The sequence below is a fragment of the Winogradskyella damuponensis genome (assembly GCF_039538385.1).
In the GTDB taxonomy this organism is placed as follows: Bacteria; Bacteroidota; Bacteroidia; order Flavobacteriales; family Flavobacteriaceae; genus Winogradskyella; species Winogradskyella damuponensis.
In genome coordinates this window covers 492,636-519,106 of record NZ_BAABCB010000018.1, presented here as the reverse complement: position 1 = coordinate 519,106, position 26,471 = coordinate 492,636, and the positions used below count along the sequence as shown (strand labels likewise).

The 26,471-nt window shown below is 32.6% G+C and carries 27 protein-coding genes and 1 other RNA gene; 12 read left to right on the top strand and 16 right to left on the bottom strand.

The features are described from left to right. Nucleotides 1–74 precede the first annotated feature (74 nt). The 6 genes from dnaN to ABD730_RS10905 form a co-directional block, all read right to left on the bottom strand. On the bottom strand, nt 75–1,193 hold the full coding sequence (dnaN, locus tag ABD730_RS10930; RefSeq protein ID WP_334466634.1) for a DNA polymerase III subunit beta: 1,119 nt from the start codon (nt 1,191–1,193) through the stop codon (nt 75–77). A gap of 223 nt (nt 1,194–1,416) precedes the next feature. Next, nucleotides 1,417–3,087, bottom strand: a complete 1,671-nt coding sequence (gene gldG / locus ABD730_RS10925; protein ID WP_334466631.1) for a gliding motility-associated ABC transporter substrate-binding protein GldG — start codon at nt 3,085–3,087, stop codon at nt 1,417–1,419. Beyond that, complete coding sequence (locus ABD730_RS10920; RefSeq protein ID WP_344714525.1) at nt 3,074–3,571, bottom strand: hypothetical protein; 498 nt, start codon at nt 3,569–3,571, stop codon at nt 3,074–3,076. The genes gldG and ABD730_RS10920 overlap by 14 nt, the downstream gene beginning before the upstream one ends. A 1-nt stretch (nt 3,572) precedes the next feature. Next, complete coding sequence (gene gldF, locus ABD730_RS10915; RefSeq protein ID WP_344714523.1) at nt 3,573–4,295, bottom strand: gliding motility-associated ABC transporter permease subunit GldF; 723 nt, start codon at nt 4,293–4,295, stop codon at nt 3,573–3,575. Between the two features lie 136 nt (nt 4,296–4,431). Next, nucleotides 4,432–4,728 (bottom strand): putative quinol monooxygenase, encoded by a 297-nt coding sequence (locus tag ABD730_RS10910; RefSeq protein WP_334466622.1) that lies wholly within the window; start codon nt 4,726–4,728, stop codon nt 4,432–4,434. 47 nt (nt 4,729–4,775) lie between these two features. Next, nucleotides 4,776–5,627: an SAM hydrolase/SAM-dependent halogenase family protein gene (locus ABD730_RS10905; RefSeq protein WP_334466618.1), complete on the bottom strand. Its 852-nt coding sequence runs from the start codon at nt 5,625–5,627 to the stop codon at nt 4,776–4,778. Between the two features lie 121 nt (nt 5,628–5,748). Here ABD730_RS10905 and ABD730_RS10900 point away from each other — a divergent pair, with 121 nt between their 5' ends. The 3 genes from ABD730_RS10900 to ABD730_RS10890 all read left to right on the top strand — a co-directional run bounded on the left by ABD730_RS10900 (nt 5,749) and on the right by ABD730_RS10890 (nt 8,422). Beyond that, nucleotides 5,749–6,702, top strand: a complete 954-nt coding sequence (locus ABD730_RS10900) for a PhoH family protein (protein WP_344714520.1) — start codon at nt 5,749–5,751, stop codon at nt 6,700–6,702. A gap of 132 nt (nt 6,703–6,834) precedes the next feature. Next, on the top strand, nt 6,835–7,350 hold the full coding sequence (locus tag ABD730_RS10895) for a hypothetical protein (protein WP_334466610.1): 516 nt from the start codon (nt 6,835–6,837) through the stop codon (nt 7,348–7,350). Nucleotides 7,351–7,471: 121 nt separating this feature from the next. Further along, nucleotides 7,472–8,422 carry a phosphoribosylaminoimidazolesuccinocarboxamide synthase gene (locus ABD730_RS10890; RefSeq protein WP_344714518.1) on the top strand — a complete coding sequence of 317 codons (951 nt, stop codon included), beginning with the start codon at nt 7,472–7,474 and terminating at the stop codon, nt 8,420–8,422. Here the strand turns inward: ABD730_RS10890 and ABD730_RS10885 are convergent. The 4 genes from ABD730_RS10885 to rlmD form a co-directional block, all read right to left on the bottom strand. Continuing rightward, nucleotides 8,419–8,958, bottom strand: coding sequence for a DinB family protein (locus tag ABD730_RS10885; protein ID WP_344714516.1), 540 nt, complete (start codon nt 8,956–8,958; stop codon nt 8,419–8,421). The genes ABD730_RS10890 and ABD730_RS10885 overlap by 4 nt on opposite strands. A 79-nt stretch (nt 8,959–9,037) precedes the next feature. Beyond that, a complete protein-coding gene (locus tag ABD730_RS10880; RefSeq protein WP_344714513.1) occupies nt 9,038–9,796 on the bottom strand; it encodes a DUF6048 family protein in 759 nt (252 codons plus the stop codon). Next, nucleotides 9,762–10,382: a DUF6452 family protein gene (locus ABD730_RS10875; RefSeq protein WP_334466597.1), complete on the bottom strand. Its 621-nt coding sequence runs from the start codon at nt 10,380–10,382 to the stop codon at nt 9,762–9,764. Before ABD730_RS10875 ends, ABD730_RS10880 begins: the two co-directional genes overlap by 35 nt. A 114-nt stretch (nt 10,383–10,496) precedes the next feature. Continuing rightward, nucleotides 10,497–11,951, bottom strand: coding sequence for a 23S rRNA (uracil(1939)-C(5))-methyltransferase RlmD (gene rlmD / locus ABD730_RS10870; protein ID WP_334466594.1), 1,455 nt, complete (start codon nt 11,949–11,951; stop codon nt 10,497–10,499). Between the two features lie 136 nt (nt 11,952–12,087). On the opposite strand from rlmD, the gene ABD730_RS10865 reads away from it, so the two are divergent. Together ABD730_RS10865 and rocD are read left to right on the top strand one after the other, a co-directional pair. Continuing rightward, nucleotides 12,088–12,384, top strand: coding sequence for a hypothetical protein (locus ABD730_RS10865; protein WP_344714510.1), 297 nt, complete (start codon nt 12,088–12,090; stop codon nt 12,382–12,384). Nucleotides 12,385–12,524: 140 nt separating this feature from the next. Next, nucleotides 12,525–13,769, top strand: a complete 1,245-nt coding sequence (gene rocD, locus ABD730_RS10860; RefSeq protein ID WP_215926038.1) for an ornithine--oxo-acid transaminase — start codon at nt 12,525–12,527, stop codon at nt 13,767–13,769. A gap of 75 nt (nt 13,770–13,844) precedes the next feature. Here rocD and ABD730_RS10855 read toward each other — a convergent pair whose 3' ends face one another. Beyond that, nucleotides 13,845–14,174, bottom strand: coding sequence for a CCC motif membrane protein (locus ABD730_RS10855; protein WP_215926036.1), 330 nt, complete (start codon nt 14,172–14,174; stop codon nt 13,845–13,847). Nucleotides 14,175–14,188: 14 nt separating this feature from the next. Beyond that, a complete protein-coding gene (locus tag ABD730_RS10850; RefSeq protein WP_334466587.1) occupies nt 14,189–14,488 on the bottom strand; it encodes a DUF2752 domain-containing protein in 300 nt (99 codons plus the stop codon). Nucleotides 14,489–14,599: 111 nt separating this feature from the next. On the opposite strand from ABD730_RS10850, the gene ABD730_RS10845 reads away from it, so the two are divergent. Both ABD730_RS10845 and ABD730_RS10840 read left to right on the top strand, forming a co-directional pair. After that, complete coding sequence (locus tag ABD730_RS10845) at nt 14,600–14,815, top strand: hypothetical protein (RefSeq protein ID WP_215926032.1); 216 nt, start codon at nt 14,600–14,602, stop codon at nt 14,813–14,815. Continuing rightward, nucleotides 14,805–15,362: a Smr/MutS family protein gene (locus ABD730_RS10840; RefSeq protein WP_334466584.1), complete on the top strand. Its 558-nt coding sequence runs from the start codon at nt 14,805–14,807 to the stop codon at nt 15,360–15,362. Before ABD730_RS10845 ends, ABD730_RS10840 begins: the two co-directional genes overlap by 11 nt. On the opposite strand, the gene ABD730_RS10835 is transcribed toward ABD730_RS10840, so the two are convergent. Next, on the bottom strand, nt 15,359–16,324 hold the full coding sequence (locus ABD730_RS10835; protein ID WP_344714504.1) for a hypothetical protein: 966 nt from the start codon (nt 16,322–16,324) through the stop codon (nt 15,359–15,361). The two genes, ABD730_RS10840 and ABD730_RS10835, sit on opposite strands and share 4 nt — an antisense overlap. Before the next feature lie 86 nt (nt 16,325–16,410). Here ABD730_RS10835 and ABD730_RS10830 point away from each other — a divergent pair, with 86 nt between their 5' ends. Further along, nucleotides 16,411–17,559 (top strand): cysteine desulfurase family protein, encoded by a 1,149-nt coding sequence (locus ABD730_RS10830; RefSeq protein ID WP_344714502.1) that lies wholly within the window; start codon nt 16,411–16,413, stop codon nt 17,557–17,559. Here ABD730_RS10830 and ABD730_RS10825 read toward each other — a convergent pair. The 3 genes from ABD730_RS10825 to ABD730_RS10815 form a co-directional block, all read right to left on the bottom strand. Further along, complete coding sequence (locus ABD730_RS10825) at nt 17,549–19,384, bottom strand: T9SS type A sorting domain-containing protein (RefSeq protein WP_344714500.1); 1,836 nt, start codon at nt 19,382–19,384, stop codon at nt 17,549–17,551. The genes ABD730_RS10830 and ABD730_RS10825 overlap by 11 nt on opposite strands. A 158-nt stretch (nt 19,385–19,542) precedes the next feature. Next, the gene (locus ABD730_RS10820) at nt 19,543–22,011 is read right to left on the bottom strand and encodes a TonB-dependent receptor (protein WP_344714498.1); all 2,469 of its coding nucleotides are present in this window, start codon (nt 22,009–22,011) and stop codon (nt 19,543–19,545) included. A 90-nt stretch (nt 22,012–22,101) separates the two neighbouring features. Beyond that, nucleotides 22,102–23,790: a M23 family metallopeptidase gene (locus tag ABD730_RS10815; RefSeq protein ID WP_344714496.1), complete on the bottom strand. Its 1,689-nt coding sequence runs from the start codon at nt 23,788–23,790 to the stop codon at nt 22,102–22,104. A 178-nt stretch (nt 23,791–23,968) separates the two neighbouring features. Here ABD730_RS10815 and ABD730_RS10810 point away from each other — a divergent pair, with 178 nt between their 5' ends. The 4 genes from ABD730_RS10810 (at nt 23,969) to rny (ending at nt 26,434) form a co-directional block, all read left to right on the top strand. Then, a complete protein-coding gene (locus tag ABD730_RS10810; protein ID WP_215926017.1) occupies nt 23,969–24,259 on the top strand; it encodes a hypothetical protein in 291 nt (96 codons plus the stop codon). Nucleotides 24,260–24,280: 21 nt separating this feature from the next. Next, nucleotides 24,281–24,568 (top strand): cell division protein ZapA, encoded by a 288-nt coding sequence (locus ABD730_RS10805; RefSeq protein ID WP_178987955.1) that lies wholly within the window; start codon nt 24,281–24,283, stop codon nt 24,566–24,568. A 60-nt stretch (nt 24,569–24,628) separates the two neighbouring features. Continuing rightward, nucleotides 24,629–24,759: non-coding RNA, 6S RNA (gene ssrS / locus ABD730_RS10800), on the top strand. A 97-nt stretch (nt 24,760–24,856) separates the two neighbouring features. Then, nucleotides 24,857–26,434, top strand: coding sequence for a ribonuclease Y (gene rny / locus ABD730_RS10795; protein WP_215926015.1), 1,578 nt, complete (start codon nt 24,857–24,859; stop codon nt 26,432–26,434). The last annotated feature ends 37 nt before the right edge of the window (nt 26,435–26,471 follow it).

The window sequence follows — 26,471 nt, the reverse complement described above, 5'->3', positions numbered from 1 at the left end:
AGAATAAAAAAGACTCACCATTATAGTGAGTCTTTTAATAAGTAATTATTATAAATAGCAAAATTATTATCAGTTTAACTATTTAGCATCACAGGCATCACCAACATAGTAACATGTTCTCCTTCATCTAAACCATCAATTGGTGTTAAAATACCAGCTCTGTTTGGTAAACTCATTTCTAACTGAACGTTATCTGAGTTTAAATTGTTTATCATTTCGGTTAAGAAGCGCGAGTTAAAACCTATTTGCATATCGTCTCCTTGATAATCACAAGTTAAACGCTCTTCTGCTTTGTTAGAGTAATCAATATCTTCAGCAGAAATATTTAATTCGGCACCGGCAATTTTTAAACGAATTTGGTGTGTGGTTTTGTTAGAGAAAATACTAACACGACGTACAGAGTTTAAAAATTGTGTTCTATCAATTACTAATTTATTTGGATTTTCTTTAGGAATTACCGCTTCGTAATTCGGATATTTTCCATCAATTAAACGGCAAATTAATACCGAGTTTTCAAAAGTAAACTTGGCATTAGATTCGTTGTATTCTACCAATACATCATCATCACTTCCTGCTAAAATACCTTTTAAAAGATTTAAAGGTTTCTTTGGCATAATAAATTCTGCTGTTTCAGTAGCACTCACATCTTTTCTAGTATATTTTACCAATTTGTGCGCATCAGTAGCAACAAAGGTTAAATTATCTTGAGAAAACTGAAAGAACACACCGCTCATTACAGGTCTTAAGTCATCATTACCAGCAGCAAAAATTGTTTTGCTAATCGCTGTTGCTAAGATGTCTCCCATAATAGTTGTTGTACTAGCATCTTCAATAGAAACTGCATTTGGAAATTCTGCACCATCAGCATAAGCTAAAGCATATTTACCATGATTAGAGCTAATTTCTACCGTATTATTTTCTTCAACAACAAAGGTTAAAGGTTGCTCAGGAAATGTCTTTAAGGTATCTAAAAGTAATCTTGCAGGTAAGGCAATGCTGCCTTCAGAATCACTTTCAACATCTATTGTAGCAGACATCGTTGTTTCTAAATCACTCGCCGAAATCGTTAATTTTGATTGGCTAAGTTCAAATAAGAAATTATCTAAAATAGGTAGTGTATTACTGTTATTAATAACACCTCCTAATACTTGAAGTTGCTTTAATAAATAGGTGCTTGAAACAATGAATTTCATGTGTTTTATATTAATTGTTTTTAATTCGTTACATGGAACATCTTAAATTGAATTCTTAAGATAAAACTCAACCTTGTTAGATTAGAGGTTTCATGCTGAATATATGTATTTTATACTTTTAATTGGTATTACAAATATATCTTAATAGAAGGGTTTTTTAAAACAAACTTATTAACAAATTCTACTAATTAAAGTCGTATTTTATTGCATTAAAAACAGGTTTTTAAGACGTGTATTTACGTTTTCTCAAATAATTAAATACAAAACCAAAGAGACCTAAAAGTATGAGTGGCAAAGCAATATTAATAAATTGCCATGTGCCTTTACTGTCTTTTATTTTATCTGCATCTAAAAAAGCGACATTAATTTCTTTAGCTCTAATGTTTATAAGTCCTGTATCGTCTAAAAGGTAATTAACTGTATTTAGTAAAAATTCTTTGTTACCAAATGATTTTCCGGTGAATTGATCAAAGCCTAATTCTAAGGGTCTATTTTTTATGACTTCATTTTTTATCACATTACCATCTGAAACCACAACCATTTTTGTCGCCTTACTTTTAGATTTAAAATCATTTACTTTAAAAGGTAAAACACGTTGGTCATAAACTGAAGAAAATTCACCTTCTAACAATACCGCTAAATTTTGAGGACCTAAGTTATAACTTGCTTCGTTAGGTGCTTTAGTGACATTGTTTAAAGAAATAGATGTTGGTGCACCTTCTGTTTTAGATTTTGGTGAACTCTGTAGTAAAATAGATTTTTTGATGCTATTTTTTAAGGTATCAATTGGACTTGCAAAATCAAACTTTACTAAATTTAAGTTTTTGGTGATTGAATGTTTAGGATTTGATGCTGCTAAAGGTGAATATTGCCATTGAATAGGTTGCATTTGTGCTTCACTACCTTCTCCTATAGATAACATAATTGGGGCAGAGTAGAGGTCTTTGACTAAAGTAGGATTTACTCTAACGCCATATTTAAAGAAAAAATCATTCATGTTTAAGTCACGTATAATCGATACTCCTGTTCCTGTCGCATTATATAAACTGTCTTTGTCCATTATAACAGACTCTGTAAGCCATAGACTTTTACCTCCATTCATGGTGTATTGATCTAAAACTAATTTTTCATTTTCGGTAAAAGGAATACTTGGTTTTGCCGCAATAATTAAATCGTAGTCTTTAAGTTTATCTAATGTACCTTGTGGATTGGTAGCCACACTATCTAAGGTAAATTGCGCTAAATTATAATACGGTTTCACCGTTTTTAGAAAGTCAGCTATATAAATGTCATCTAATTCACCATTCCCTTTTAAAATAGCAACCTTTTTTGATTTTGCATTTACCAATTTACTAAAACCGTCGGCAAAGGCATATTCTAGAGCTTGTACTGAATTATTAATTTGTTCTTGTAACCCTTGTGTAATGCTTCGTTTTAAAAGTGGAATTTTAAGGGTTTCACCTTTATAGCTAGCAAAAGCCCATGGGAAAATAATATCTTGAGTTACTTTTCCTGTGCTGTTATCTGTGTTTATGTATGGTTCTAATCCTGCATTTGTTAATTCTTCAATATAGCGTTGACGTGTAGTTTCATCTTCAATTGGATCAATATAATTAATGAATATTTGATTGGATTCTAACTGAAACTCTTCTATAAGTTGTTTTACTTCTGATTGAAGTAATCTAAATTCAGAAGGAAAATCACCTTCCAAAAAAACATCTATAATTAAAGGTGAGTCTAAATCGCTTATCAATGATTTTGAAGCATCTGAGAGTGTATAACGATGATCTTTAGTTAAATCGAAACGCTGATAAACCGAACTCGAAATTGCATTTACAATGATGAGTCCTGCAATAATAGCAACAATATATAATATAGATTTATTTTTTTTCATTCTCGAAAGTTATTTCTTCTTGATACGGTCGTATAGATATGACTTTATCATTTTTAAATGTGATTTCTACGCATTCTTTTTTATCATTAAATGCGCCAGGTTCTATGCCAAGTCCATAATTCCATTTGTTGTTATCATGTGTGTTTTGAGCATCATCCCAAGACAACCATTCGACTTCTCCTAAAAGAGTTTTAACATTAGCTTTTGAAGCTCCAATTAACGTATCTGTTTTTATAATATTATCAATCATCTCATAACGCAAAGCGGGTTCTTCTATCCAAGCTTCACTATTAAAATATTTTTGATGATGGTAACTACTAATAATATTTAGAAAAGGATAAAACATAAAGAAAAACACAAAAGGTGTAAGCACTAAGCTTATTATAGCCGAGAGCCATTTGCGTTTGTCAACAGTATTTAAAAATAAAAATAGGAGTACAAAAACGACAATTAAGAAAATGACTAATAAAGGAGTGATTATCATATTATTGTTTTTGAATTCTGAGTTTTGTAAATAATAAAAAAGCTAAGGCAATACTTATAAAGTACACTAAATCTCGCGTGTCAATAACACCACGACTCATACTATTGTAATGAGCAGACATGCCTAGGTTTTCCATGTAAACTAAATTGTTTAATATGTTATAATTAGATAGGCCTTCAAACCCGAAATAGAAAAAGAAACATATAAAAACAGCAATGATAAATGCTACAATCTGATTATCAGAAAGGGTAGAAGCAAACACACCAATGGCAGTATAAGCGCCAACTAAAAACAATAAGCCAAAATAAGAGCCAATAGTGCTTCCCATATCAAGGTTCCCTGTTGGATTTCCTAATTGAGACACTGTATAAACATATAAGAAAGTTGGAATTAAAGCCATTAAAATAAGCGCAAAAGCACCAAAATACTTTCCTAATACAATCTGAAAATGAGAAATAGGTTTGGTAACCAATAACTCTAAAGTGCCTTGTTTTTTCTCATCACTAAAACTACGCATGGTTACTGCTGGGACTAGAAAAATAAGAATCCAAGGCGCGAGTAAAAAGAATGATGATAAAGAGGCTTGTCCATTATCTAATATGTTAAATTCACCTTTAAATACCCATAGAAATAACCCATTGAGTAATAAAAAGACGCCAATAACCAAATAACCAATTGGTGAAGCGAAGAAGGTGTTTATTTCTTTTTTTAAGATTGCTAGCATATTATATCGTTAGTTCTCGTCATTACTTACGCTATTTATGTAACGTAGTAATCTGTTTATATTTCGTTTTAAATTTAAAATATTGCAACGTTTAGCTTGCAATGACATTTTAATTTATATTTCAAATTAAAGTTTATCAATTTAAACTCGTCAATTTATCGACACTCCAAGCTTCAGGTTTTGCATTGAATTTTGGTTTTGTGTTTGCCCAAATGTCTTTAAACAATTCGGAATGTCTGTAATTATTTAAATCGTCTTCAGAACTCCAGTAGCTATAAGTAAAAAAAATATTGGTTTTATTCTGATCGCGATAAAGTTCTAAAAACTGACAACCTTCAAAGTTCCTGATGTTTTGTTTTACTGTTTCAAAATTAGCCAAGAATTCTTCAATTTTTGACGGTTCAAAACTCATTTTTACAATTCTTACTAACATAATTTTATTATAATTCTTAGATTCTTTCTGATGAAAATATTTTTCTGCTATGGTAGATTTGATGAAGGGCTTCCAAAATTAACCGTCACAGTATCCATAGTTTTCAATCCCATTAAAGTAGAAGCACCTCCTACAGTAGTAAGGTTGCTTTTATAAATTGCAATTTCTAAATATCCTGAAGAATTAAAAACAACTAAGCCTTTACCTTCAACATCGCGTTTAGATTCTTCTTTTGTAAAATCAATTAGATCACTGAATTTATTGTAGATTTTATTAAACCGTTTATTGCGAGCAAAAACTTCATACGGTCTATTTTTCTGAACCGTTTCAAAAAAATTACGTTTAATATTAGTGACAACATTTCCGTAATTATCAATATAAATCACAGTGCCAATAATTTGGTTGTACTCATCATTAACAAACGGAACTAAATTTTTGATTGGCTTAATAGTGTTAATAACTTTTCCTATGACATCAAGTGTGCCACCACGTGCAATATGGCAAGCTACTTTTACAAAAATGTCTAATACAGGGAAATTAGTTTCCACTCTATCGTGTATATTAATCTCTACAATCTTCTCTGGCGCGATTTCCGCGCAAATCATACTCATTATGCCGTTGTTTGCGCATATAAAGTAATGGTCATCTAATTTGACTGCAATATGCTTATTTTCAGGACTTAACTCAGAGTCAATTCCTATTAAGTGAATCGTTCCTTTAGGAAAACTGCTATAGGCATTCTGAATAATATAAGCCGCTTCAGAAATGTTAAAAGGCGAAATGGAATGCGATATATCTACAATATTAATCTGCTCAAGCTCGCTATAAATAGCTCCTTTTATGGCTCCAGCAAAGTGATCTTTTTCTCCAAAATCAGTCGTTAAAGTGATTATAGCCATGGATTGATTGTTGATATTTTTTTATGATTTGTGGTTGTAAAATTACTAGATTTGTGTGTATACACAAGAATTACAAAATTAAGAAAAGAAAACAGATTAACACACTAAATATAGCTCGCTTTTGAATGAACTGATCCTAGAACTCGAAGAAATATCTCCAAAAGAATTCTTCGGAGCGCAAAATACTAACATTGAACTTCTTAAAAAGTACTTTCCTAAACTTAAAATAGTTGCTAGAGGTAACAAATTAAAGGCCTACGGAGATGAAGATTTACTCGAAGAGTTTGATCGTAGAATGACCATGTTAATGAAACATTTTGGAAAGTATAACAAGCTCGATGAAAACGTTATAGAGCGCGTGCTTACAAGTCAAAGTAGTGATGACTATACAACATCAACTAGAAGCGATGAGGTTATAGTGCATGGTGTAGGAGGAAAGCTCATTAAAGCACAAACAGCAAATCAGCGTAAGTTGGTAGAAAGTATGCGAAAAAATGATATGGTTTTTGCTATTGGACCTGCGGGAACTGGTAAAACTTATACAGGAGTTGCTTTGGCTGTACAAGCGTTAAAAAGAAAAGAAGTTAAACGTATTATCTTAACACGTCCTGCTGTTGAAGCTGGTGAAAACTTAGGGTTTTTACCTGGCGATTTAAAGGAAAAGTTAGATCCATATATGCAACCGTTGTATGATGCTTTGCGCGATATGATTCCAGCAGAAAAATTAGAGAGCTATGTAGAAAAAGGCGTGATACAAATTGCACCTTTAGCCTTTATGAGAGGGCGAACTCTAGATAATGCCTTTGTTATTTTAGATGAAGGCCAAAATACCACACATGCCCAAATGAAAATGTTCTTAACCAGAATGGGCAAGAACGCCAAGTTTTTACTTACAGGTGATCCTGGACAAGTAGATTTACCACGTCGTACCATCTCTGGACTAAAAGAAGCCCTTTTAGTGTTGAAAAATGTTGAAGGTATTGGTATGATTTATTTAGACGATAAAGATGTGATTCGCCATAAGCTGGTTAAGAAGGTGATTGCAGCTTATAAAAGTATTGAAAATAGAGAGTAGTGTATTAATGTGTTGTAAGTGAGGTTGTTATGTGTTTTTAGCTTTTAATTGTATAAAATTTAGTAGAAATCATATAAATATTTAGCGGTTAACCTAGTTTAAATTTGCGGTATAATAAAAACTTACAACAACATGAAGAAAGTATTTTTAATTATCGGAATTACATTAGGATTAAGTCCATTATTTGCTCAAGAAGAAGACATCGATTTAAATGCAGACAATTCTTGGCTTAAAGCAGGTTTAACAGCAGGCATACCAGTAGGTGATGCAGATGAAGCGTCATCGTTTGCTTTAGGTGTAGATTTGAGGGGACAATACTTATTTAATCCTAATTTAGGAATTGGATTAGCTTCTGGTTACACTAATTATTTTGGAAAAGATGAGAATGATGATTTCGGAATCGTTCCACTTGCAGGATTTATTCGTTATTATTTTACGCCTGATGGCTTGTTTTTTGGCACCGATTTAGGTTATGGTTTTTTAACCGGAGTAGATGACAATGAAGGTGGACTTTATGTAAATCCACAAATAGGTTACCATAATCGCGATTGGAATTTTTACGCTTATTATCAAAATACATTTGCAGAAAACGATATAGATATCCAAGCTGTAGGAATTGGAGCAACTTATAATATTAGGTTTAAATAAGATAAACCACATAAAAGTTAAATTAAAGAGGAGAAAGTTTATTTCTCCTTTTTTTATGGAGTTTATTGTTTGACCCAAGTAAAGAAATTACATTTGTAGCTCACAACTAAATGATGATTAAATGAACACCATAGTAGATACCAATTTCAACTTTCCGAATCAGAAGAGTGTTTATAAAGGAAAAGTAAGAGAAGTTTATAATATTAATGATGAACAATTGGTTATGGTTGCCACAGATCGTCTTAGTGCTTTTGATGTGGTGATGCCTAAAGGGATTCCTTACAAAGGCCAAATCTTAAATCAGATTGCGACTAAAATGATGAAGGAGACTGAAGATTTAGTCCCTAATTGGTTGTTGGCTACACCAGATCCTAATGTGGCTGTTGGTCATTTGTGTGATCCTTTTAAGGTAGAAATGGTAATCCGTGGATATATGTCTGGTCATGCCGCTAGAGAATATAAAGCAGGAAAGCGAATGTTATGCGGAGTTGAAATGCCAGAAGGCATGAAGGAAAATGATAAATTTCCTGAAGCGATTATTACACCTGCAACAAAAGCTGAAATGGGTGACCATGATGAGGATATATCCAGAGAAGATATTTTGAAAAAAGGCATTGTTTCTGAAGTGGATTATATTGTTCTTGAAGATTATACAAGAAAATTATTTCAACGTGGAACAGAAATTGCTGCAAATCGTGGATTAATTTTAGTGGATACCAAATACGAATTTGGAAAAACTAAAGACGGAAAAATTGTATTGATAGATGAAATTCATACACCAGATTCTTCACGTTATTTTTATGCAGATGGTTATCAAGAGCGTCAAGATAAAGGTGAAGCACAGAAGCAATTATCTAAAGAATTTGTGAGACAATGGTTAATTGCTAACGATTTTCAAGGCTTAGAAGGACAAACTGTTCCTGTAATGACTGATGCGTATATTCAGTCTGTAAGCGAACGTTATATTGAGTTGTATGAGAATATTACAGGTGATGCGTTTGTAAAAGGAGATGTTAGTGATATTCAAAACAGAATAGAAACTAATGTTTTAGAGTATTTAAAAAGTGTCTAGCTCTGTAAATTTGAATACTTAGTTTTTAAAATTTCAGTATGATGCTCAACATGATGAGCAGTCCACATTATAATTTCTCGAACAGGCATTTTTCCCATTAAAGGATGTGGTAACACAACGGTATCTAAGTTTTTGTCGCTTATGCGTCTTGTTTTATATTGTAATTTCTTTTCTTCAGTTTGTATGCGGTTTAAAAGATATTGCTTATCTGCCAAAGTAGGTGTTTTTAGGTTCTTAGAACTTTTATTTGTTTTGCCTTTAGCCTCTGATAAGCGTTCTTGATAACGTTTTACTATAGCGGCATATGGTCTTACAGGTCTATTGGCTTTACCATATTTAAAACGCAGTAAGTATTTAGGCATACTTAGAGCATTGTTTAATGGGATTATGCTTTGTAATAAGTGAAGGGCATGCTGCCCTGTGGTCCATTTCCCTTCAGGCCCTTGAGTCCAAGAGTCATTTGGTTGGTTTTCGAGCCAAGTGATTAATTCGGAATATTTAGCTTCAATTAAATCTGCAATAGCTTCTTTATCCATATGAAAGAATTTGATAAAGAAAAGATAGGGATTTTTACCGAATTGTAGATAGGGTAAAATTCTTTTATTTTTCTAACAGCTACTCTTCAATTTCTTTTTCTTGAATCACAATTTTATCCTTCTTAAAAATAGGAACTAAATAAGATAAGTTAAACCCAAAGCCGCCTCCAAATTTGCTACTGTCAAAAGTTCTGTTGTAACCAGGGATATAAAGATTTTCGTAATTGTCAGGCTCAGTTTCAGAAATTAAGAACTTAAGTTGAATGTTAACACCTGCAAAAAAGTTGTTAAATAATTCCGCCTTTAATCCAATTTGAAGTTCTGCCCACAGTGCGGTTAAGCTTTTAAATTCTTCTCCTTCTTCTACATAATATTGTTGTTCCCAATACTGGTTGTTAGGATCGTAAATTGTATAATTGTTTAAAGTACTGCTAAAAGTACTCGCACCAATACGGAAACCAGAATAAATCATGTTTTCCATGTCAAGCCAATTTTTGTAGAAATTGATATCAACTCCACCTTTAAAATAACTCCCTTTTGTAGTGGTGTTCATAAAATCATTTTCGAGTGTACGTTCTTCGTTACCAATTTCCCCAGCAATGTAAATGCGCTTGGTGAGGCGATAATCTCCTGTAATTTCAAAACCGGTATAATTGTCATCAATGAAAGAACTCGCTAGCTTGCTTATATCTGCGCCAAGTCTAAGGCCATACTTTTGCTTGTAAATTAAAGTATCGTTAATTGTTTTTTTCTTTTCTTGCGCAATTGCTATTGTAGATAACAACAGCAAGATAATAACGCTTCTAATGATAGATGCGAACATGTGTTGTATTTTCATTTTCTACAGTTAATTCTATGGTTTCTTCTATTTCTATATTGGCAATCCATGGCTCACTATCAGTGTCTCTAGTAACGCTTAATTCTGTAAAGATACTTTTGTAACCACAAGCTCTAGAAACATATACAAATTCAGTTTTATAGGTGATTTCTAAAATGTCTGTGTTAGATTCTCCAGTAGCATCTATACGTTGGTTAGTGTCTTTTTCTAGTATATATCGTGTGGTAATAGTTTCGTTATTTAGACCGTCATCTATTTTTAAAGGTAGCCCAATTTTATTTGTATTTACATTAAAGACATAAGAACTCTCATTAACGTAATCTTCTATAATTTTATCAGAGGCTTCTATGGGTTCTATAATTTGGCCATCCTCATTTAATATTTGACCTTCTCCATAAACTGTAAGTCTAGGGACATTTTTTAAACTCTCAGGATTATCTATATCATAAAATTCTATAACTAATCGCGGAGTCGTGGAAGTTGTGGCAGCACAAATATCATCGCGTTCACAGTTTTGTAAAGTCGTTATAACTATTAAACTAAGTACAAATGGGATGATATATTTTTTTTGAAATAATCTTTTCATAGAATCGTGTTGATTCGTTTATTTAATAATTGCGAAATGCATATAGCATATAAGTTATTTTTTCAATTTGGCTTCTTACGAAGGTGTAATCACTATCAGAAACAAGTCAAAAAGTTAACCTTTTTCAAACAAAACAACCGTTTCTATATGTGCTGTATGCGGAAACTGATCTACCAAACTTAATTTTTTAATGGTGTAACCAGACTCCATTAATTGTTCTGTGTCTCTGGCTTGTGTTGCCGGATTACAAGATACATAAACCAAACGTTCTGCATTTAGGTTTATTATTTTTTTAAGAGTTTTTGGTGCAATTCCGGCTCTCGCAGGATCTAGAATAATCGTTCTAATTTTATTAGTGTATTCAGGATGTTCTGTTAAAAATTTACCAACGTCTGCAGCAAAGAATTTTAAACCTTCAATATTATTTCGTTTGGCATTTTCTTTAGCGTCTTCAATAGCAGCAGCCACAATATCCACTCCAACAATTTTAGTGTTATCAGATTTGTTAGCTATAATTTGACCAATAGTTCCTGTACCACAGAATAAATCTAAGACCACCGTATTATCAATGGCGTCTTTATTTTCTAAAGCATAATCGACCACTTTAGAATATAACTTTTCAGCACATTTAGGGTTGGTTTGAAAAAAGCTTTTCATGCTGATTTCAAAATTTAAGCCTAATAATTCTTCAACAATTTTATCATCACCATACACTAGAGAAATACTTCCGGTTGTAGCAATTGTTCGATCTCCAGTTTCGTCGTTAATGGTATGTAATAAACCAGCAACACGGTCGCCAAATAATTCGACTAAATAATTCGCGAATTTATCTAAATCAAACTCTGGTAAATCGTAAGACGTTGTAACTAAATTAAAAAGTAATTGATTGGTTTTAAAAGATTTTCTAACGACAAAATACCTAAAAAAGCCTTCTCTTTTGGGAGGATGCCAAGGGGCTAATCCGGTGTCTACGCAATAGGCTTTGATGTCTTTTAGGCGGTTTTCAAATTCAGCATCAAATAAACCAGAATCTTTTTTAAGATCATCACCACACCACCATGTACCACGTTTTTTGAATCCTAATGTAAATTCATCGACATCGGTTTTTAATTCGTGATTATAACCAATAGCAGAAAAACCATATTCCATTTTATTTCTATAATGAAATGTGTTTGGAGAGCTTACAAATTCGTCAAACTTAGCTTCAATATCAGCAACTTTACCAATGCGCTTAAATAACTCTAAGGTGCTTTGCTTTTTATAGTCGTGCTGCTTTTCAATAGGTAAATTAATATAAGGAGCACCAGGAATGCTTTGGTAAGGCATATCTATTTCATCTTCCGATGGTTTTAAGACTTCAAAAAGTTTACATTCGGCATACTTTTTACTCGTCTTTTTTACCTGTCCTTTTACCAATTGACCAGGTAATGTATTAGGAACAAAAACAACAAATTCTCCATGTTCATTTCTAATACGACCAATACCTTTGCCACCAAAAGCGTAATCTTCAATTAAAATCTCAATGATTTGTCCGCGCTTTACAAATTTATTCCGTTCTCTCTTTGGCATTTTATAATAATTTGAGTGCAAAGATATTCTTATTTTATAAATAGTTGGACTGAATTAGGTCTGTATAATTTAGATTAACTTTAAAAAGAATTTCAAAATAAAATGAACCTTTTTATAATTCTGTCGTCTTTAAAGTATGAGAGTGAAAAATAGGCATACCAGAATAATCCATCAGCCTAAAGAAAAGGTGTCTCAATTATTTAAAACATTAGCGTCTTCTGAAGATTTAGTTTGGCTTTCTGAAAACTGGCCAGCCATAAAATTCAAGAATGGATTGCAATTTGGAAGTAAAGGCGGTCATGGTCATATTAGATATACTATTATTGAGATGAGTGATTTTGATGATATTAAATTTCAGTTCTCTAAACCAAAAGGGTTTATTGGGACGCCCGAGCTTCAAGTTTTAGCATTGTCAGGAAAAATAACAGAGTAAGTTTTAAATCGAAAAGAATATTTATTAATTTGCACGTTCTTAGGGATGATTTCTCTCCCACGCTGCTTTTTCAATACGTTTGAAAGAATAAAGGTGATGAAGGAATGGATATTTTATTCATTTATTAAATTATTTTTAAAATGGCTGTTATAGACCAATTAACATCGCAAGAAGCGATAGATTTAGAAAACAAATATGGTGCGCACAATTACCATCCACTACCTGTAGTATTGAGTAGAGGAGAAGGTGTACATGTATGGGATGTAGAAGGTAAACAATATTACGATTTTTTGTCTGCTTACTCTGCCGTAAATCAAGGGCATTGTCATCCTAAAATTGTTGCTGCTATGACTAAGCAAGCACAAACACTAACCTTAACATCAAGAGCATTTTATAATGATATGTTAGGGAAATATGAAAAATACGCTTCCGAAACATTTAATTTCGATAAGCTTTTACCAATGAATACAGGTGCCGAAGCTGTAGAAACAGCTTTAAAACTTTGTAGAAAATGGGCTTATGAAGTTAAAGGAATTGATGAAAATGAAGCTGAGATTGTTGTATGTGAAAACAACTTCCACGGAAGAACAACAACAATCATTTCGTTTAGTAACGATCCTATAGCACGTAAAAACTTTGGACCTTATACGAATGGTTTTATAAAAATTGAGTACAACAATTTAGAAGCTTTAGAAGATACGTTAAAAAACAATCCTAATGTTGCTGGCTTTTTAGTAGAACCAATTCAAGGTGAAGCAGGAGTTTATGTGCCAAGTGAAGGGTATTTAGCAAAAGCAAAAGCGATATGTGAAGCTCATAATGTTTTATTTATTGCAGACGAAGTACAAACAGGTATTGCTAGAACTGGAAAGATGTTAGCTGTAGACCATGAAAACGTTAAGCCAGATATTCTAATCTTAGGAAAAGCCTTATCAGGTGGTGCATATCCTGTGTCTGCTGTTTTGGCAAATGATAACATTATGAATGTTATAAAACCAGGAAATCACGGAAGTACGTTTGGAGGAAATCCAATTGCTGCGGCAGTGGCTATTGCGGCTTTAGAAGTTGTTAAGGATGAAAATTTAGCAAACAATGCTCAAGAATTAGGAGACTTATTTAGAAGTGAATTATCTAAATTTATTGAAACAAGTTCTATTGTTAATTCTGTAAGAGGTAAGGGGTTATTGAATGCTATTTTAATAAACGATACAGAAGACAGTGATACTGCTTGGAATATTTGTTTAAAATTAAGAGACAATGGCTTGTTAGCAAAACCAACACATGGTAATATTATTCGTTTTGCACCACCTTTAGTAATGACAAAAGAACAATTACTAGATTGTGTGTCTATTATCATTAAGACTTTAAAAGAGTTTGAATCTTAGTAATAATTTCAGCATAGACATAAAAAAAAGCGATTTTCAATTAAGAAAATCGCTTTTTTATTTTTTATTAAAGTACTATTGATTTTGTTGGATTTGTTCCATCATTTCTTGTGACTGTAACATTATTTCGTCCCAACCAACAGTGTATATTCTGTAAATAGTCATTAGCAAGTAAACCACATTTATAATTAAAATTATTAATGCTACAATTTTAGCTGTATTCATTGCTTTTACACTTCCTTGATCGTAGTTTTCAGGATTAAGACTGGCTTTCTTTAAGCCACTTTGTGCAATAAAAAAAGCAGGTGCTGAAAGTAATACACCAAGACCGCCAAAGCAGCAGCATAGTAATCCAATAATAGCTAATACATAAACAATAGCTGGGTTTAGTTTTTGTTGTTCCATAATTTTTGTTTGATTTATTTTAAGTAAAGTTTGATTAGGTAACTAATAACTATGATTAATACATTAGCTAAAGCCAATATAATAATAATTTTATTGCCATGCTTAAAATTTTTAAAACTGTTTACAATTAAAAATCCAAAGAAGGCAATTAAAGTATAGATTGCAGGATACATAAAAAAGGCATCTATTAATTGACCATTAAGTATTAAGGCTACAGAGCGTTGAAGCCCACAACCCATACAGTCAAAGCCTAAAAGTTGTTTGTTTAGGCATGGTAACATATAATCCTCAAGTCCTTTTGCAAGTATTAGCATGCCGCTAAATTAAGAATTTGATAAATAATTTATACCTCATTTTAAAATTCATTTGCTATTGCCGTAAATATTTTTCTAAACCTTACTTTTGCGTTTAATAATTTATTAGTTATGAATATTTCTAGGACCATAAATTTTATTTGTATCGTTGTTGGTGGCTTAATCGCTTTTTATGCACAAGCACAACAGGAACAAAATAGTTATATCTTAATAGGAGGCATTGTGTTATTAGTATTTGGTATTTATAGAACTTCTAGAAATATTCCAAGTAAGCACGATAAGCCTGAGGAATCTTTTATTAAAAGCGAAAAGGAAGATGAAATTTAAAATAGGTGATACCGTAGAAACTATTGATGATGCTATTTCTGGAGTTATTACGAAAATTTCAGGAGACATGATTTTTGTTGAAGACGTTCATGGTTTCGACTTTCAGTTTGAAGCTCAAGAACTCATGTTAATGGCTTCTGGTAATAGTCTAGAAAATGCCGTTTACAACACGGATATTGAAGCTGTAAAAAAAGAAAAAGCATCTAGAAAACGAAAGTCTGCACCAACGGTAAAACCGAAAGAACGGCATGCTCCAAAATTTGAAGTAGACTTGCATATTCACCATTTAACAAAATCATCAAAAGGTATGTCTAATTATGACATGCTAAATCTTCAATTAGATACAGCTAGAGGACAATTAGAATTTGCCATGCGAAAGCGTATTCCTAAAATTGTATTTATACATGGAGTAGGAGAAGGAGTGTTACGACAAGAGTTAGAAACGCTTTTTGGTCGCTATAATAATGTTAAATATTATGATGCAGATTATAAAACCTACGGGTTAGGAGCTACAGAAGTTAGAATTTTTCAGAATATAGCACCTTAATCTAAAAAGATACTTGGTGTTACTTCTAAGGTTGTTGTTAAAGTACCAAAATCAATAATTGTTGTTCTTAGAATTTCTAAATCAATACCTACTATTGTAATACTTGTTGTTACCGTTCTGGTATATGTTGTAACTCTTTTTCCTGGATCTGGATAGGTGTCTAAATAATCTTCGTGATTATATAAATAACGAAAAATGTCTGATCCAAACTCATCAACAACGTAGTTAGAGAGATCTCTTGGGTTTTGATCTCCATCTACATCTTCTAAATAAGTGGGGATATTATCACCATCATCGTCGGAATCTAAATAGTCAGGTAGCTCATCTCCACCTAGTACTAAATCTCCATCTGTATTTAGAGGGTTAGTGGTTGGGTCATCATCACCATCTGTATTATCAATTTCATCTATAGTTAGTACGTTGTCATTGTCATCGTCTTTATCTATATAATCTGGAAGCCCATCTTGGTCAGTGTCTAAAGAATCCCAATAAATACCATCTTCGTATGGCTCTCCGGCTAAACCTTCAAATTCGGCAGGTACTCCATCATTATCATCATCTACAACAGTTACTGTAATTTGAATTTGGCCATCAAATGCTTCATAATTATCCGCAATTGATAAATCATAGGGCGGTACAATATCGCATAATTCGCTATCACTCAGGTTTCTATTGTAAGTTCTAAATAAAAATCTAGCATTAGTAGAACTAATATCTATAGTTACGGGTTCGCCTACAGGTGTAGGAGTTGTAAAAAGAGCGTTGTTGGCGTTGTTTTTAGGTAAAATTAAAATGAGAGATTCACTTGGATCTTCTCGTGTATCATATATTAAATGGTACTCTTCAAAATTATCACAACGTTCTAAGTTTCCTTCAAAATCTAAATCAACAGTTAAAATATCGCCATCATCACAAGCGACTATAAACACTAAAATAAAACAGATAAAAAAACGACGTATCATAGACTCAATTTTGAACAAAAATAAACGATTTGTAAAATTATAACGCTCCATTAACTAAATAATTTTATTTACGATATTTTTGCAATATGAAGCAAGTATATTTAGACAACGCAGCGACAACAGCTATACGGCCAAAAGTTATAGAGCGAATGACGCAAGTAATGCGAGAAAGTTACGGAAATGCATCGTCCACGCATAGTTTTGGTCGCTCGTCTAAAGCACTTTTGGAACAGTGTCGAAAAAATATAGCCTCCTATTTTAATGTGTCAGCTTCAGAAATTATTTTTACTTCTGGAGGTACTGAAGCCGATAATTTAGCACTGCGAAGTGCAGTGAGAGATTTAGGAGTTACAGAAATTATTCTTTCTAAAATTGAGCATCATGCTGTTTTGCATACAGCAGAACAGTTACAGAAAGAATATGATGTAACATTAAGCTTTGTAGATTTAGATGATTGTGGTGTTATAAATTATGCTCATTTAGAAACATTGTTACAGTCTGGAAACAAGACTGTAGTTAGCTTAATGCATATAAATAATGAAATTGGTAATATTTTAGATATTGAGCGTGTTGCAAATCTTTGTAAAACCTATGACGCCTTATTTCATACAGATACTGTGCAGTCTGTTGGACATTATAAAATAGATTTACAGACTATTTCAATTGATTTTTTAGCGGCAAGTGCACATAAGTTTCATGGGCCAAAAGGAGTGGGGTTTTGTTTTGTGAGAAAAGAATCGGGATTAAAACCTTTGATTTTTGGTGGCGAACAGGAGAGAGGCTATAGAGCTGGTACTGAATCGATACATAATATAGTTGGTATGGATGAGGCACTTAAAATTGCTTATGCCAATTTAGAAGAAGATAAAAAATACGTTTCTGCATTAAAGCGTTATTTCATTCAGCAAATAAAAGCACATTTACCAAACGCTAGTTTTAATGGAAGTTGTGAAGAAGAAGAAATGAAGAGTACTTATACATTAGTGAATGTTTGTTTGCCAATTGCACCACAAAAAGCACCAATGTTACAATTTCAACTCGATTTAAAAGGAATTGCTTGTTCTAAGGGTAGCGCTTGTCAAAGTGGAAGTAACCAACAATCGCATGTGTTAACAGAAATATTAAATGATGAGAAATTGAAACAACCATCAGTCCGTTTCTCCTTCAGTATATATAACACTAAAGAAGAATTGGATTATGTGGTTACTGTTTTAAAGGAATTTGTTAGTTCTTAACAATAATTTTTTGAGATTTGGCCTTTGTATTTGAATTAGTAGCAACATTTACCACGTAAAATCCATCACTCAAACGTAATGTAGATAAGTCATATTTGTTTTTTATAGCATCAAAATTAGCTTGTAAAATACGTTTACCAGCAACGTCAAAAATTTCAATAGTTTTAATGTCTAAACCATTTGGGTTATGCACGGAAAGTTCATGAACTTTATTATTTTGCTGTATTTTTAAAGAGGCTAAGTCAAGCTCATCAACACCAAGAGAGCCATCTTCAGGTGTAAATACAATTTCAAAACGATTTGTGTAGTTTCCTGGTTCAATATTGAGTTCGTAATCTAAATTTCTCAAATTAACATAAGTGTCATTCTCTAAATCGTGAATATAGATACCTTGAGAATCATCAAAATTCTGAATATCAAAAATTCTAAAACGTAAAGGCTGTTGTTGCTCAATATCTATAGTTAAAGGGACGATAAGTGTTTCTTCAAAAGGAAAAGCTTGTCCATTGTATATTTTGTCATCCAATAAGAAATAAGCATCTGAAGGAGTAGGTTCAGAATGAATTAATTCTAAACCATAATCAAAACCAGCAGTGGCAGATTCATGAAAATTTAAAACCAATTGTCTGGTATATTGTGCTTCTTCAACAGTAAAATCTACATTGATTCTAAAACGTTTAAAATCATTAGGCACAATAGAAAGTCCATTCTCTTGATATTGAATGTCTGTAGTTTCAGCAGTGTTATCGCCATTGTCAGCACTGCTTCTAAAGAAATAACTGTTACCATCAGATTCTTTGGCAAATACACGATGGGAGTTTTTAGTGTAAACAGTAGCTGGAGTTCCTGGTGTACCAGCAATGCCTTCAACCATAAAGCCTTGTCCTATTGGAATATATCTACCAGCAGATTTAGAACCATTAGTTGGTATAGCTAAAGGAAAGGTGTTGTCTTGTTCGTCGTAAGTCATAAATTGAGCAGGAGTATCCGTAATTACTGTTCCTGAGGCGTCAATAGTGAACGAATAGTAACCTCCTCTATAATCTTGTAAAACATGTGAATTTACAGAACCATCTTGTTCCCAAAAAAGTAGGGTGCCTGTAATTGATGCTTGGTTTTGAGGATCGTGAATAAACTCGACAGTATCCATTGCACTTGGATATGGATTACCAATTAAAGTATTTAAGCCGTTAGCCACATCATTAGTAATGGTGCCGTTATTAGGTTTGCCTCTAAAATCATATACTTGGCTACCTGTTAGACCAACTCCGTTTCCTTTCATTGTAAAGCCAAGTCCTGGTCTAATATTTCCGGCAGCACCTACATAAACCCAATCAAGATATTGATCGGATGTTTGGTAGGTCCATAGCCAACGATCAGAAATTGTTAAAGGACTTGAACTCCCATTAAAAGCCGTAGTAAATGCAGCATCTGTGCTAGATGTTAATCCTGTGGCATCATCAATTAAATTGACACGTGCATTTTCATTTCCAGTTGCTGCAGAATTATTACCAACAGGAGAGCACCAATAGTTATAAGCCCATTGATTTACAGTGCCTGTTTGATAAACGCTTAATTGTCCTGTTCCAGAATTTGTACTTGTAGCAGCTCCAAAATCTTGAATTAATTGTGCTTCGTTTCTTAAATAGATATGACTATTGGTTCCTGTTAAGTTCACGGCATTTGTAACGTATAAAGGAGCTATATCTGGAGCGGCTGTAAACCCATCTCCATCAACAAAAACATAAGAATTGTTTGTTACTGTTAATTGAGCAAAAGCTACACTAGAGCATAGCAAAATACATGCTAAGAAAGGAAATTTCATGTCTTAAAAATTTATGCTGAAGTTTAGTAGGGTAACCTAAAGCCAATTAGATAGTTACAAATTTAATAAATTAAAGCATGATATAAGTGCTTAATATCGAAAATATCGGTTGTTCCACTAAAAAAAGGTATAGATAGACTGTAAAAATTAGATTTAATCTAAAAACGAGCGGATAATCTTAAATTAAAAACGCGAGGTGTTAAATAATTTGGAATAGCATATTGTGCCTTAGAATAAACGTCTCTAACCCATGTATTGGTAATAGAGTTTTGATTATTAAACATATTGTAGATTTCAAATCCAATAGCTAATTCTCTAAACGATTTTTTCCATTTAGCATTATATGTTTTTTCTGGATTTACAACTTCAAATGAGATGCCTAAATCTGCACGTCTATAATCTTTTAAGCGTATTTGATAAATATATGGATCTGCATAACTAGGCGAACCACCAGGTACTCCGGTGTTGTAAACGAGATTTAAGTACATTTTTAAATCAGGCATATTAGGTACATAGTCTTGAAATAAAGCCCCAAATTTTAAACGTTGATCGGTTGGTCTTGCAATATACCCTCGATTGTCTATGTTCTCTTCTGTTTTTAAATAACCAAAACTAAACCAAGATTCCGTTCCAGGTACAAACTCACCATTAAGTCGTAAATCTAGTCCATAAGCATAGGCCTTAGCATTATTGTCCGCACTGTAGCGTATTCTAACGTTTTCTAAGGTATAAGGATTAACATCTGTCATCCCTTTAAAATAAGCTTCACTAACCAGTTTAAATGGTCTTTCCCATAGTTGAAAGCTGTATTCATTACCTACAACAACATGAAACGATTGTTGTGCTTTAACGTTAGGTTGTACTGTACCTGAAGAATCTCTTAACTCTCTGTAAAACGGAGGTTGATAATACAGGCCACCTGCAACTCTAAAAAGCATGTCTTTTTCCCAATTTGGTTTAATGGCAAACTGAGCTCTTGGACTAATAACAGTTTGAGTTTTATTATCAGAAATACCATCACCACTAACAGACCAGCTGTGTGTTCTTACACCTGCGTTGTAAAATATCTCGTGTCCATTCCAGTCGGTTTGTTTGCTGTATTGTACAAAAGATTGTAGTCTATTTATTTTTACAAAATTTAAAGATTTTATGTTTTCAAAAGCCGTTAATGGTCCTGTAAACGGGGTGTAAGGTTGTGGGTTAGGTTGGCTAAAACGAGGAGGTCTAATTGAAAAACCTGCAGAATCAATAACTTCATATTCGACTAAGCGGTCTCTAATATCTTCGTGAGTGTATTTTACAGACCATTCTACAGTACTTTCGTCATCAATTTTGTAATCTCCCCTGTGTTCTGCATTAAAGATTAGAGCATCTAAATCATTACGTGCATGTGTTAATTGCGAGCCAATACCTTCACTAAATTCTACTTCACCTAAATTCTCATCTCCTATATTTGTATTTACTTCACCTAAACGGTATTGGGCTAATATATCAAAGTATTCTTGTTCTGTAGTATGGTAGGCTGAAGCAATGAGTTTAAGAGTTAAATCATCATTAACAAAATAATTGGCTTTAAAGGCTCCAAAATAAGTTTGGTATTTGTCTTTTTCTTGTCCCTCATAAACTACTAATAGTGCCACAGGATCTTCTAAGGTACCAAAATTGGTTTGTCTATTTTCTGGTTGAAAATTGTATTTGTTTAAAGATATGTTTCCTAGAAAATTTAGATGAAATTTACTTGAAAAACGATATGTTAAGTAGGTTTGTGCGTCAGCAAAAACAGGTTCAACATTGCCTTCGGTTTCTAAACTATTTAATAATAAACTGTTGTCTCTATATCTAACTCCTGCAATACCAGAAAATTTTCCGTCTTTGGAAACGGTTTCTGCAGCGATACTTCCGCCTAGTAAACTTAAATCTGCTCTTATTCCAAAATCTACCGGATTTCGGTATGTAATATCTAAAACAGAGGATAATTTATCACCGTATTTGGCTTGAAAACCTCCAGCTGAAAAATCGACATTCTGAACCAAATCGGTATTTACAAAACTTAAACCTTCTTGATTTCCAGAGCGAATTAAAAAAGGTCTATACACTTCAATCTCATTAACGTAAACAAGGTTTTCATCAAAGTTTCCACCTCTTACAGAGTATTGTGTGCTTAATTCATTAGAGATATTAACGCCAGGTAAGGTTTTTAAAATATTTTCAACACCTGGTTGTGCACCTTTTATAGTTCTTATCATTTGTGGAGAAATAGAGGTGACTCCATCAACAGATTGTCTGGTATTTGTATTAATAACAACAGTAGCAATTTGTTCAAATTCAATTAACATTACAGGGTTGTATTCTATTTCCTGGCCGTTTTTTAAATTAAACTTTTGTTCTATACGTTTGTGTGAAACATGGGTAAACTCAACAGTTATTTCAACTCCATAAGGAATTTTAAGTTCGTAAAATCCGTTACTGTTTGTGGCAGTACCTTCGCCTGTATTTGTTTTTATATTAACCCCTTCTATTGGGTTTTGAGCTTCATCTAAAATAACACCTCTAATAATGGCAGATTGAGAAAAGGATAGCAAACTAAAGAGTAAGCTGAGTAGGACTGAGAAATATAAGCGTTTCAAATAATTTAGTTTTATATGCCAAGTTTTAGATCTTGAACTTTAATAGTCTTTGTTTTAAGTTCTAAAAGCGAAGCGGTCTATGGTCTTTTTCTATTTTCTAAAAAATGTTGCTTCAAATGTAGAACTATTTCCAACATTATCCGTCACAATTATTTTTAATTCATTCTTAGTATCCTTAACGATATTATCATTAAAATCGTGTGTTAAGGTGTTTGTTTTATAATCATACTCCATTAAAATCCACTTTCCATTAACTGTAGCTCTGTATTTGCTGATGCCAGAAAGGTCGTCTTCAATCTTAACTTTAAGATAACGGTATTTACTTATCCATTTTTTATCCTGAAAATTAATAGGTTTTATGGTTGGTGGTGTAAGATCAGTTGCTAAAGCAAAAGTTCCTAATGCTTTAGTTTTAGCCGTTAACACATTGCCTTTACGTGAGCTAGTAACGTAATAAGGTTTCCAATAATTGCCATAAAACCTAGCAATAAATAATTTTTCTTGATGTTCACTTTTATAGTTGCTTAAATCGTAATTGATATAAAAGTTCTTTTGCATAGGAATGCGGTCTTCACCTAAGAAAAGGGTGTCAGAACTTACTTTAAAATCTATATAGGTATCATCGTATAATGTGTTTTCATAGAAATTAACAGTCACAAATCCAGAGGTTAGAGTTGTAGGTTTATTGCTATGAACTAAGGATTTTGTAGTGACATTATCAATACTATCCTTTTTTATGGTTTCAAGTTTTCCTTTTATTGGTATTGTTACCCATGTTTCATTATCATGATAATCTCTTATTCTTATTTTGTAAACAGAAGATGTACTGTCTTTAATCATAACATAACCATTGTCATAAGGGTCTTTAAAAAGACTTAAAGGGTTATTTTTTTCAATGAATAACTTCTGAATTTTAGATTTTTTACTTTTGTAGTATTCGTAATCTACATACCTTTTTATATGTTTAGTTTCATCAAAACTAAAACGTTTAAAATCGACTTCTAAACTTTTATTACCGTTAAAGAATGACTGGATATTACTGACGCCATTTTTATTTGGAGCTAAATCTTGTTTGTCATTAGAAGTAACACCAAAACCAATAGCTCCATGGGCTTTAATTTCTTCAACCATATAATCTCCTGTTTTTCTTGGGATTAATCGTAGTTCAGCTCTTTGGTTTTTACCATTAATAGTTGCGTTTTCATCTTTAGGATATGCAAAAATAGCAGTGACATAAGGTGCTTTTGAGTCTTTTACTTCCAATCCAAAAAGCAAAGGGTTCATTGGGCGTTCTTGATTATCTCTAATTTCGAAATGTAAATGCGGTCCGCCAGAACTACCTGTATTACCAGAATAAGCAATAACTTCGTTAGGTTCTACTAAGATTTCTTCGACTCCTAGAAACATTTCTACCTCATAACTCTCTTTTTCATACTGGCATTCTTTAATATAGTCTTCTAAACGCTTTGAGAATTTTTTAAGATGCCCATAAACGGTTGTATACCCATTAGGATGTGTAATGTATAAGGCTTTTCCGTAGCCAAAATGCGAAACTTTAATCCTGCTTACGTAACCTTGTGCAGCGGTATAAACTTTTAAGCCTTCTTTTTGTTGTGTTTTAATATCTAAACCACCATGAAAATGAGTTGACCTTAATTCTGCAAATGTTCCGGCAAGAACCAAAGAAATATCTAGTGGATTTCTAAAATAATCTTGAGGATATTCTGATTGTCCATAAGCAGAGCAGGTTAGTAAAAAAAGTATCAAAAATTGTTTCATATGTTGTACTATTACTGCTAAAATATTAATTTGATAACGATAATCAAACGTTAAAAGCGCATTATTTTTCTTAACGCTTTAAACCCTTTAAAGTTATATAAATAAAAAATAATTGTAAAAGAATTGTATTTCTTCATTTGGTATGTTAACTTTGTTTCAATAGTATTGAATTGCTTTAATGAGTAAAATAGAAGACATTGTTGACGCGTTAGAGAATAAAATCAGTAAGATTTTACACAAGCAAGAGGTTTTAAAACAGACCAACGCTAAGCTCTCAGAACAATTACAACAGCAGCAACAAAAGGTTTTGGATCAGCAGGAAGAAATTGCTGGTTGGATAGAAAAACATGATACACTCAAAATGGCAAATTCAATGCTTGGTAGTGACGAAAATAAACGAGAAACGAAGCTCAAAATAAATGCACTTATAAGAGATATTGACCATTGTATAGGGCAACTCTCAGAATAAAGTTGTAAATTTAGACGTGATATGTCAGAACAATTAAAAATTAAACTTTCTATAGCAAATAGAGTTTATCCGTTAACGATAAACCCGAGTCAAGAGGAAGGTTTACGAAAAGCCACAAAGAAAATTGAGGCTATGATTGGACAATTTGAGCAGAATTACTCTGTAAGAGATAAGCAAGATGTTTTGGCCATGTGTGCCTTGCAATTTGCGGCTCAAGTAGAGCAAAAATCAATAGATAAAGAGTATGTAAATGAAGAGGTTCAAGAAAAGTTAGAAGCTTTGAATGAACTTTTACAAGCACATATTTAACTCGTACGTTCTTTAAAATAAAATAAGGTTACTGCCTATATTAGTTACATTTTTTGATAAACTCAACGATCAATTCTTTAAAAAGGGTGAGTTTAAGTTGTAAAATCGTGCTGTTAGTGCTGAACTCGTTTCAGTATCTTAGACAGATTTTTGATCAGCTTGTTAGCCCTAAACTTGTTTTTAAGGAGTTTATACAAAACCGATAACTGATATAGGCTTTTTTTATATTTCAACTTTAGGTAGAAATTTAAAAAAGAACCACCAATCTAAATAAACTAAATAAGAAAAATGGACACTAACACAATTATATATATAGTTGGCGGAGTAGTATTAGGAGTAATACTGGGATATATTATAGCAAAATCTTTAGAAAAAGGAAAAGCTTCTAAACTAATTGCTAATGCAGAAATGGAAGCTAAATCTATTTTAAAGCAAGCAAAGTCTGATGGAGAATCTATTAAAAAAGATAAAATGCTTCAGGCAAAAGAAAAATTTATTGAGCTTAAATCTGAGCACGAAAAAGTAATACTATCTCGTGATAAGAAAATGGCTGAATCTGAAAAAAGAATTAGAGATAAAGAGTCTCAAATATCTAACGAACTTTCTAAGTCTAAAAAAACGAATCAATCTTTAGAGTCTAAAATTAAGGATTACGATTTTAGATTAGAATTTTTAGAAAAGAAACAAGAAGAAGTTGAAAAGGCTCACAAAAACCAAATAAAACAACTAGAAGTTATTTCTTCATTATCTGCAGAAGAAGCTAAGGAGCAATTAATAGAATCGCTTAAAGAAGAGGCTAAAACTGATGCCATGGCTTTTATACAAGATCATGTAGAAGAGGCTAAGTTAACAGCTCAGCAAGAGGCTAAGAAAATAATTATCAATACAATTCAGCGTATTGGAACAGAGGAGGCTGTAGATAACTGTGTCTCTGTCTTTAATATAGAGTCTGATGATGTTAAAGGTAGAATTATTGGTAGAGAAGGAAGAAATATTAGAGCAATTGAGGCTGCAACAGGAGTTGAAATTATTGTAGATGATACTCCAGAAGCCATTATCTTATCGTGTTTTGATTCTGTACGACGTGAAATAGCACGTTTATCGTTGCACAAGTTGGTGACTGATGGAAGAATACATCCTGCAAGAATTGAAGAAATTGTAAAAAAGACCGAAAAACAAATAGAACAAGAAATTATAGAAGTTGGAAAACGTACGGTTATCGATTTAGGAATTCATGGTTTACACCCAGAATTAATAAAGATGGTAGGTCGTATGAAGTACCGTTCGTCTTACGGACAAAACTTATTACAACACTCTCGAGAAGTTGCTAAACTCTGTGGTGTAATGGCTGCAGAATTAGGTTTAAACCCTAAGTTAGCTAAACGAGCAGGATTATTACACGATATAGGAAAAGTGCCATCTTCTGAAACAGATGTAGAAACTCCACATGCTATTTTAGGAATGCAATGGGCAGAAAAACATGGTGAAAAACCAGAAGTTTGTAATGCTATTGGAGCACACCACGATGAAATAGAAATGACGACTTTATTGTCGCCAATAATACAGGTATGTGATGCTATTTCTGGTGCAAGACCAGGTGCAAGACGCCAAGTATTAGATTCTTATATACAACGTCTTAAAGATTTAGAAGATGTCGCTTTCGGGTTTACGGGCGTAAAGAAAGCTTATGCAATACAAGCAGGTAGAGAACTACGTGTTATTGTAGAGAGTGAAAAGGTAACGGACGAAAAAGCAGCAAGTTTATCGTTTGAGATTTCTCAAAAAATCCAAACAGATATGACTTATCCGGGTCAGGTTAAGGTTACTGTGATTAGAGAAACAAGAGCAGTGAATATTGCAAAATAATTAAGTAAAATTATAATGAAAAAAGTGCCTTTAGAAA

Bases quoted from the DNA above. Each gene is read 5' to 3' on its own strand.
- ABD730_RS10815 (WP_344714496.1), bottom strand. From the start codon at position 23,790: ATGAAACAATTTTTGATACTTTTTTTACTAACCTGCTCTGCTTATGGA.
- ABD730_RS10905 (WP_334466618.1), bottom strand. From the start codon at position 5,627: ATGGCTATAATCACTTTAACGACTGATTTTGGAGAAAAAGATCACTTT.
- ABD730_RS10920 (WP_344714525.1), bottom strand. From the start codon at position 3,571: ATGATAATCACTCCTTTATTAGTCATTTTCTTAATTGTCGTTTTTGTA.
- ABD730_RS10845 (WP_215926032.1), top strand. From the start codon at position 14,600: ATGAATATTTCTAGGACCATAAATTTTATTTGTATCGTTGTTGGTGGC.
- rny (WP_215926015.1), top strand. From the start codon at position 24,857: ATGGACACTAACACAATTATATATATAGTTGGCGGAGTAGTATTAGGA.
- ABD730_RS10880 (WP_344714513.1), bottom strand. From the start codon at position 9,796: ATGAAAATACAACACATGTTCGCATCTATCATTAGAAGCGTTATTATC.
- ABD730_RS10825 (WP_344714500.1), bottom strand. From the start codon at position 19,384: ATGAAATTTCCTTTCTTAGCATGTATTTTGCTATGCTCTAGTGTAGCT.
- rlmD (WP_334466594.1), bottom strand. From the start codon at position 11,951: ATGCCAAAGAGAGAACGGAATAAATTTGTAAAGCGCGGACAAATCATT.
- ABD730_RS10830 (WP_344714502.1), top strand. From the start codon at position 16,411: ATGAAGCAAGTATATTTAGACAACGCAGCGACAACAGCTATACGGCCA.
- ABD730_RS10835 (WP_344714504.1), bottom strand. From the start codon at position 16,324: ATGATACGTCGTTTTTTTATCTGTTTTATTTTAGTGTTTATAGTCGCT.
- ABD730_RS10895 (WP_334466610.1), top strand. From the start codon at position 6,835: ATGAAGAAAGTATTTTTAATTATCGGAATTACATTAGGATTAAGTCCA.
- ABD730_RS10910 (WP_334466622.1), bottom strand. From the start codon at position 4,728: ATGTTAGTAAGAATTGTAAAAATGAGTTTTGAACCGTCAAAAATTGAA.
- dnaN (WP_334466634.1), bottom strand. From the start codon at position 1,193: ATGAAATTCATTGTTTCAAGCACCTATTTATTAAAGCAACTTCAAGTA.
- ABD730_RS10865 (WP_344714510.1), top strand. From the start codon at position 12,088: ATGAGAGTGAAAAATAGGCATACCAGAATAATCCATCAGCCTAAAGAA.
- gldF (WP_344714523.1), bottom strand. From the start codon at position 4,295: ATGCTAGCAATCTTAAAAAAAGAAATAAACACCTTCTTCGCTTCACCA.
- ABD730_RS10805 (WP_178987955.1), top strand. From the start codon at position 24,281: ATGTCAGAACAATTAAAAATTAAACTTTCTATAGCAAATAGAGTTTAT.
- rocD (WP_215926038.1), top strand. From the start codon at position 12,525: ATGGCTGTTATAGACCAATTAACATCGCAAGAAGCGATAGATTTAGAA.
- ABD730_RS10810 (WP_215926017.1), top strand. From the start codon at position 23,969: ATGAGTAAAATAGAAGACATTGTTGACGCGTTAGAGAATAAAATCAGT.
- ABD730_RS10850 (WP_334466587.1), bottom strand. From the start codon at position 14,488: ATGCTAATACTTGCAAAAGGACTTGAGGATTATATGTTACCATGCCTA.
- ABD730_RS10855 (WP_215926036.1), bottom strand. From the start codon at position 14,174: ATGGAACAACAAAAACTAAACCCAGCTATTGTTTATGTATTAGCTATT.
- ABD730_RS10875 (WP_334466597.1), bottom strand. From the start codon at position 10,382: ATGAAAAGATTATTTCAAAAAAAATATATCATCCCATTTGTACTTAGT.
- ABD730_RS10840 (WP_334466584.1), top strand. From the start codon at position 14,805: ATGAAATTTAAAATAGGTGATACCGTAGAAACTATTGATGATGCTATT.
- ABD730_RS10890 (WP_344714518.1), top strand. From the start codon at position 7,472: ATGAACACCATAGTAGATACCAATTTCAACTTTCCGAATCAGAAGAGT.
- gldG (WP_334466631.1), bottom strand. From the start codon at position 3,087: ATGAAAAAAAATAAATCTATATTATATATTGTTGCTATTATTGCAGGA.
- ABD730_RS10885 (WP_344714516.1), bottom strand. From the start codon at position 8,958: ATGGATAAAGAAGCTATTGCAGATTTAATTGAAGCTAAATATTCCGAA.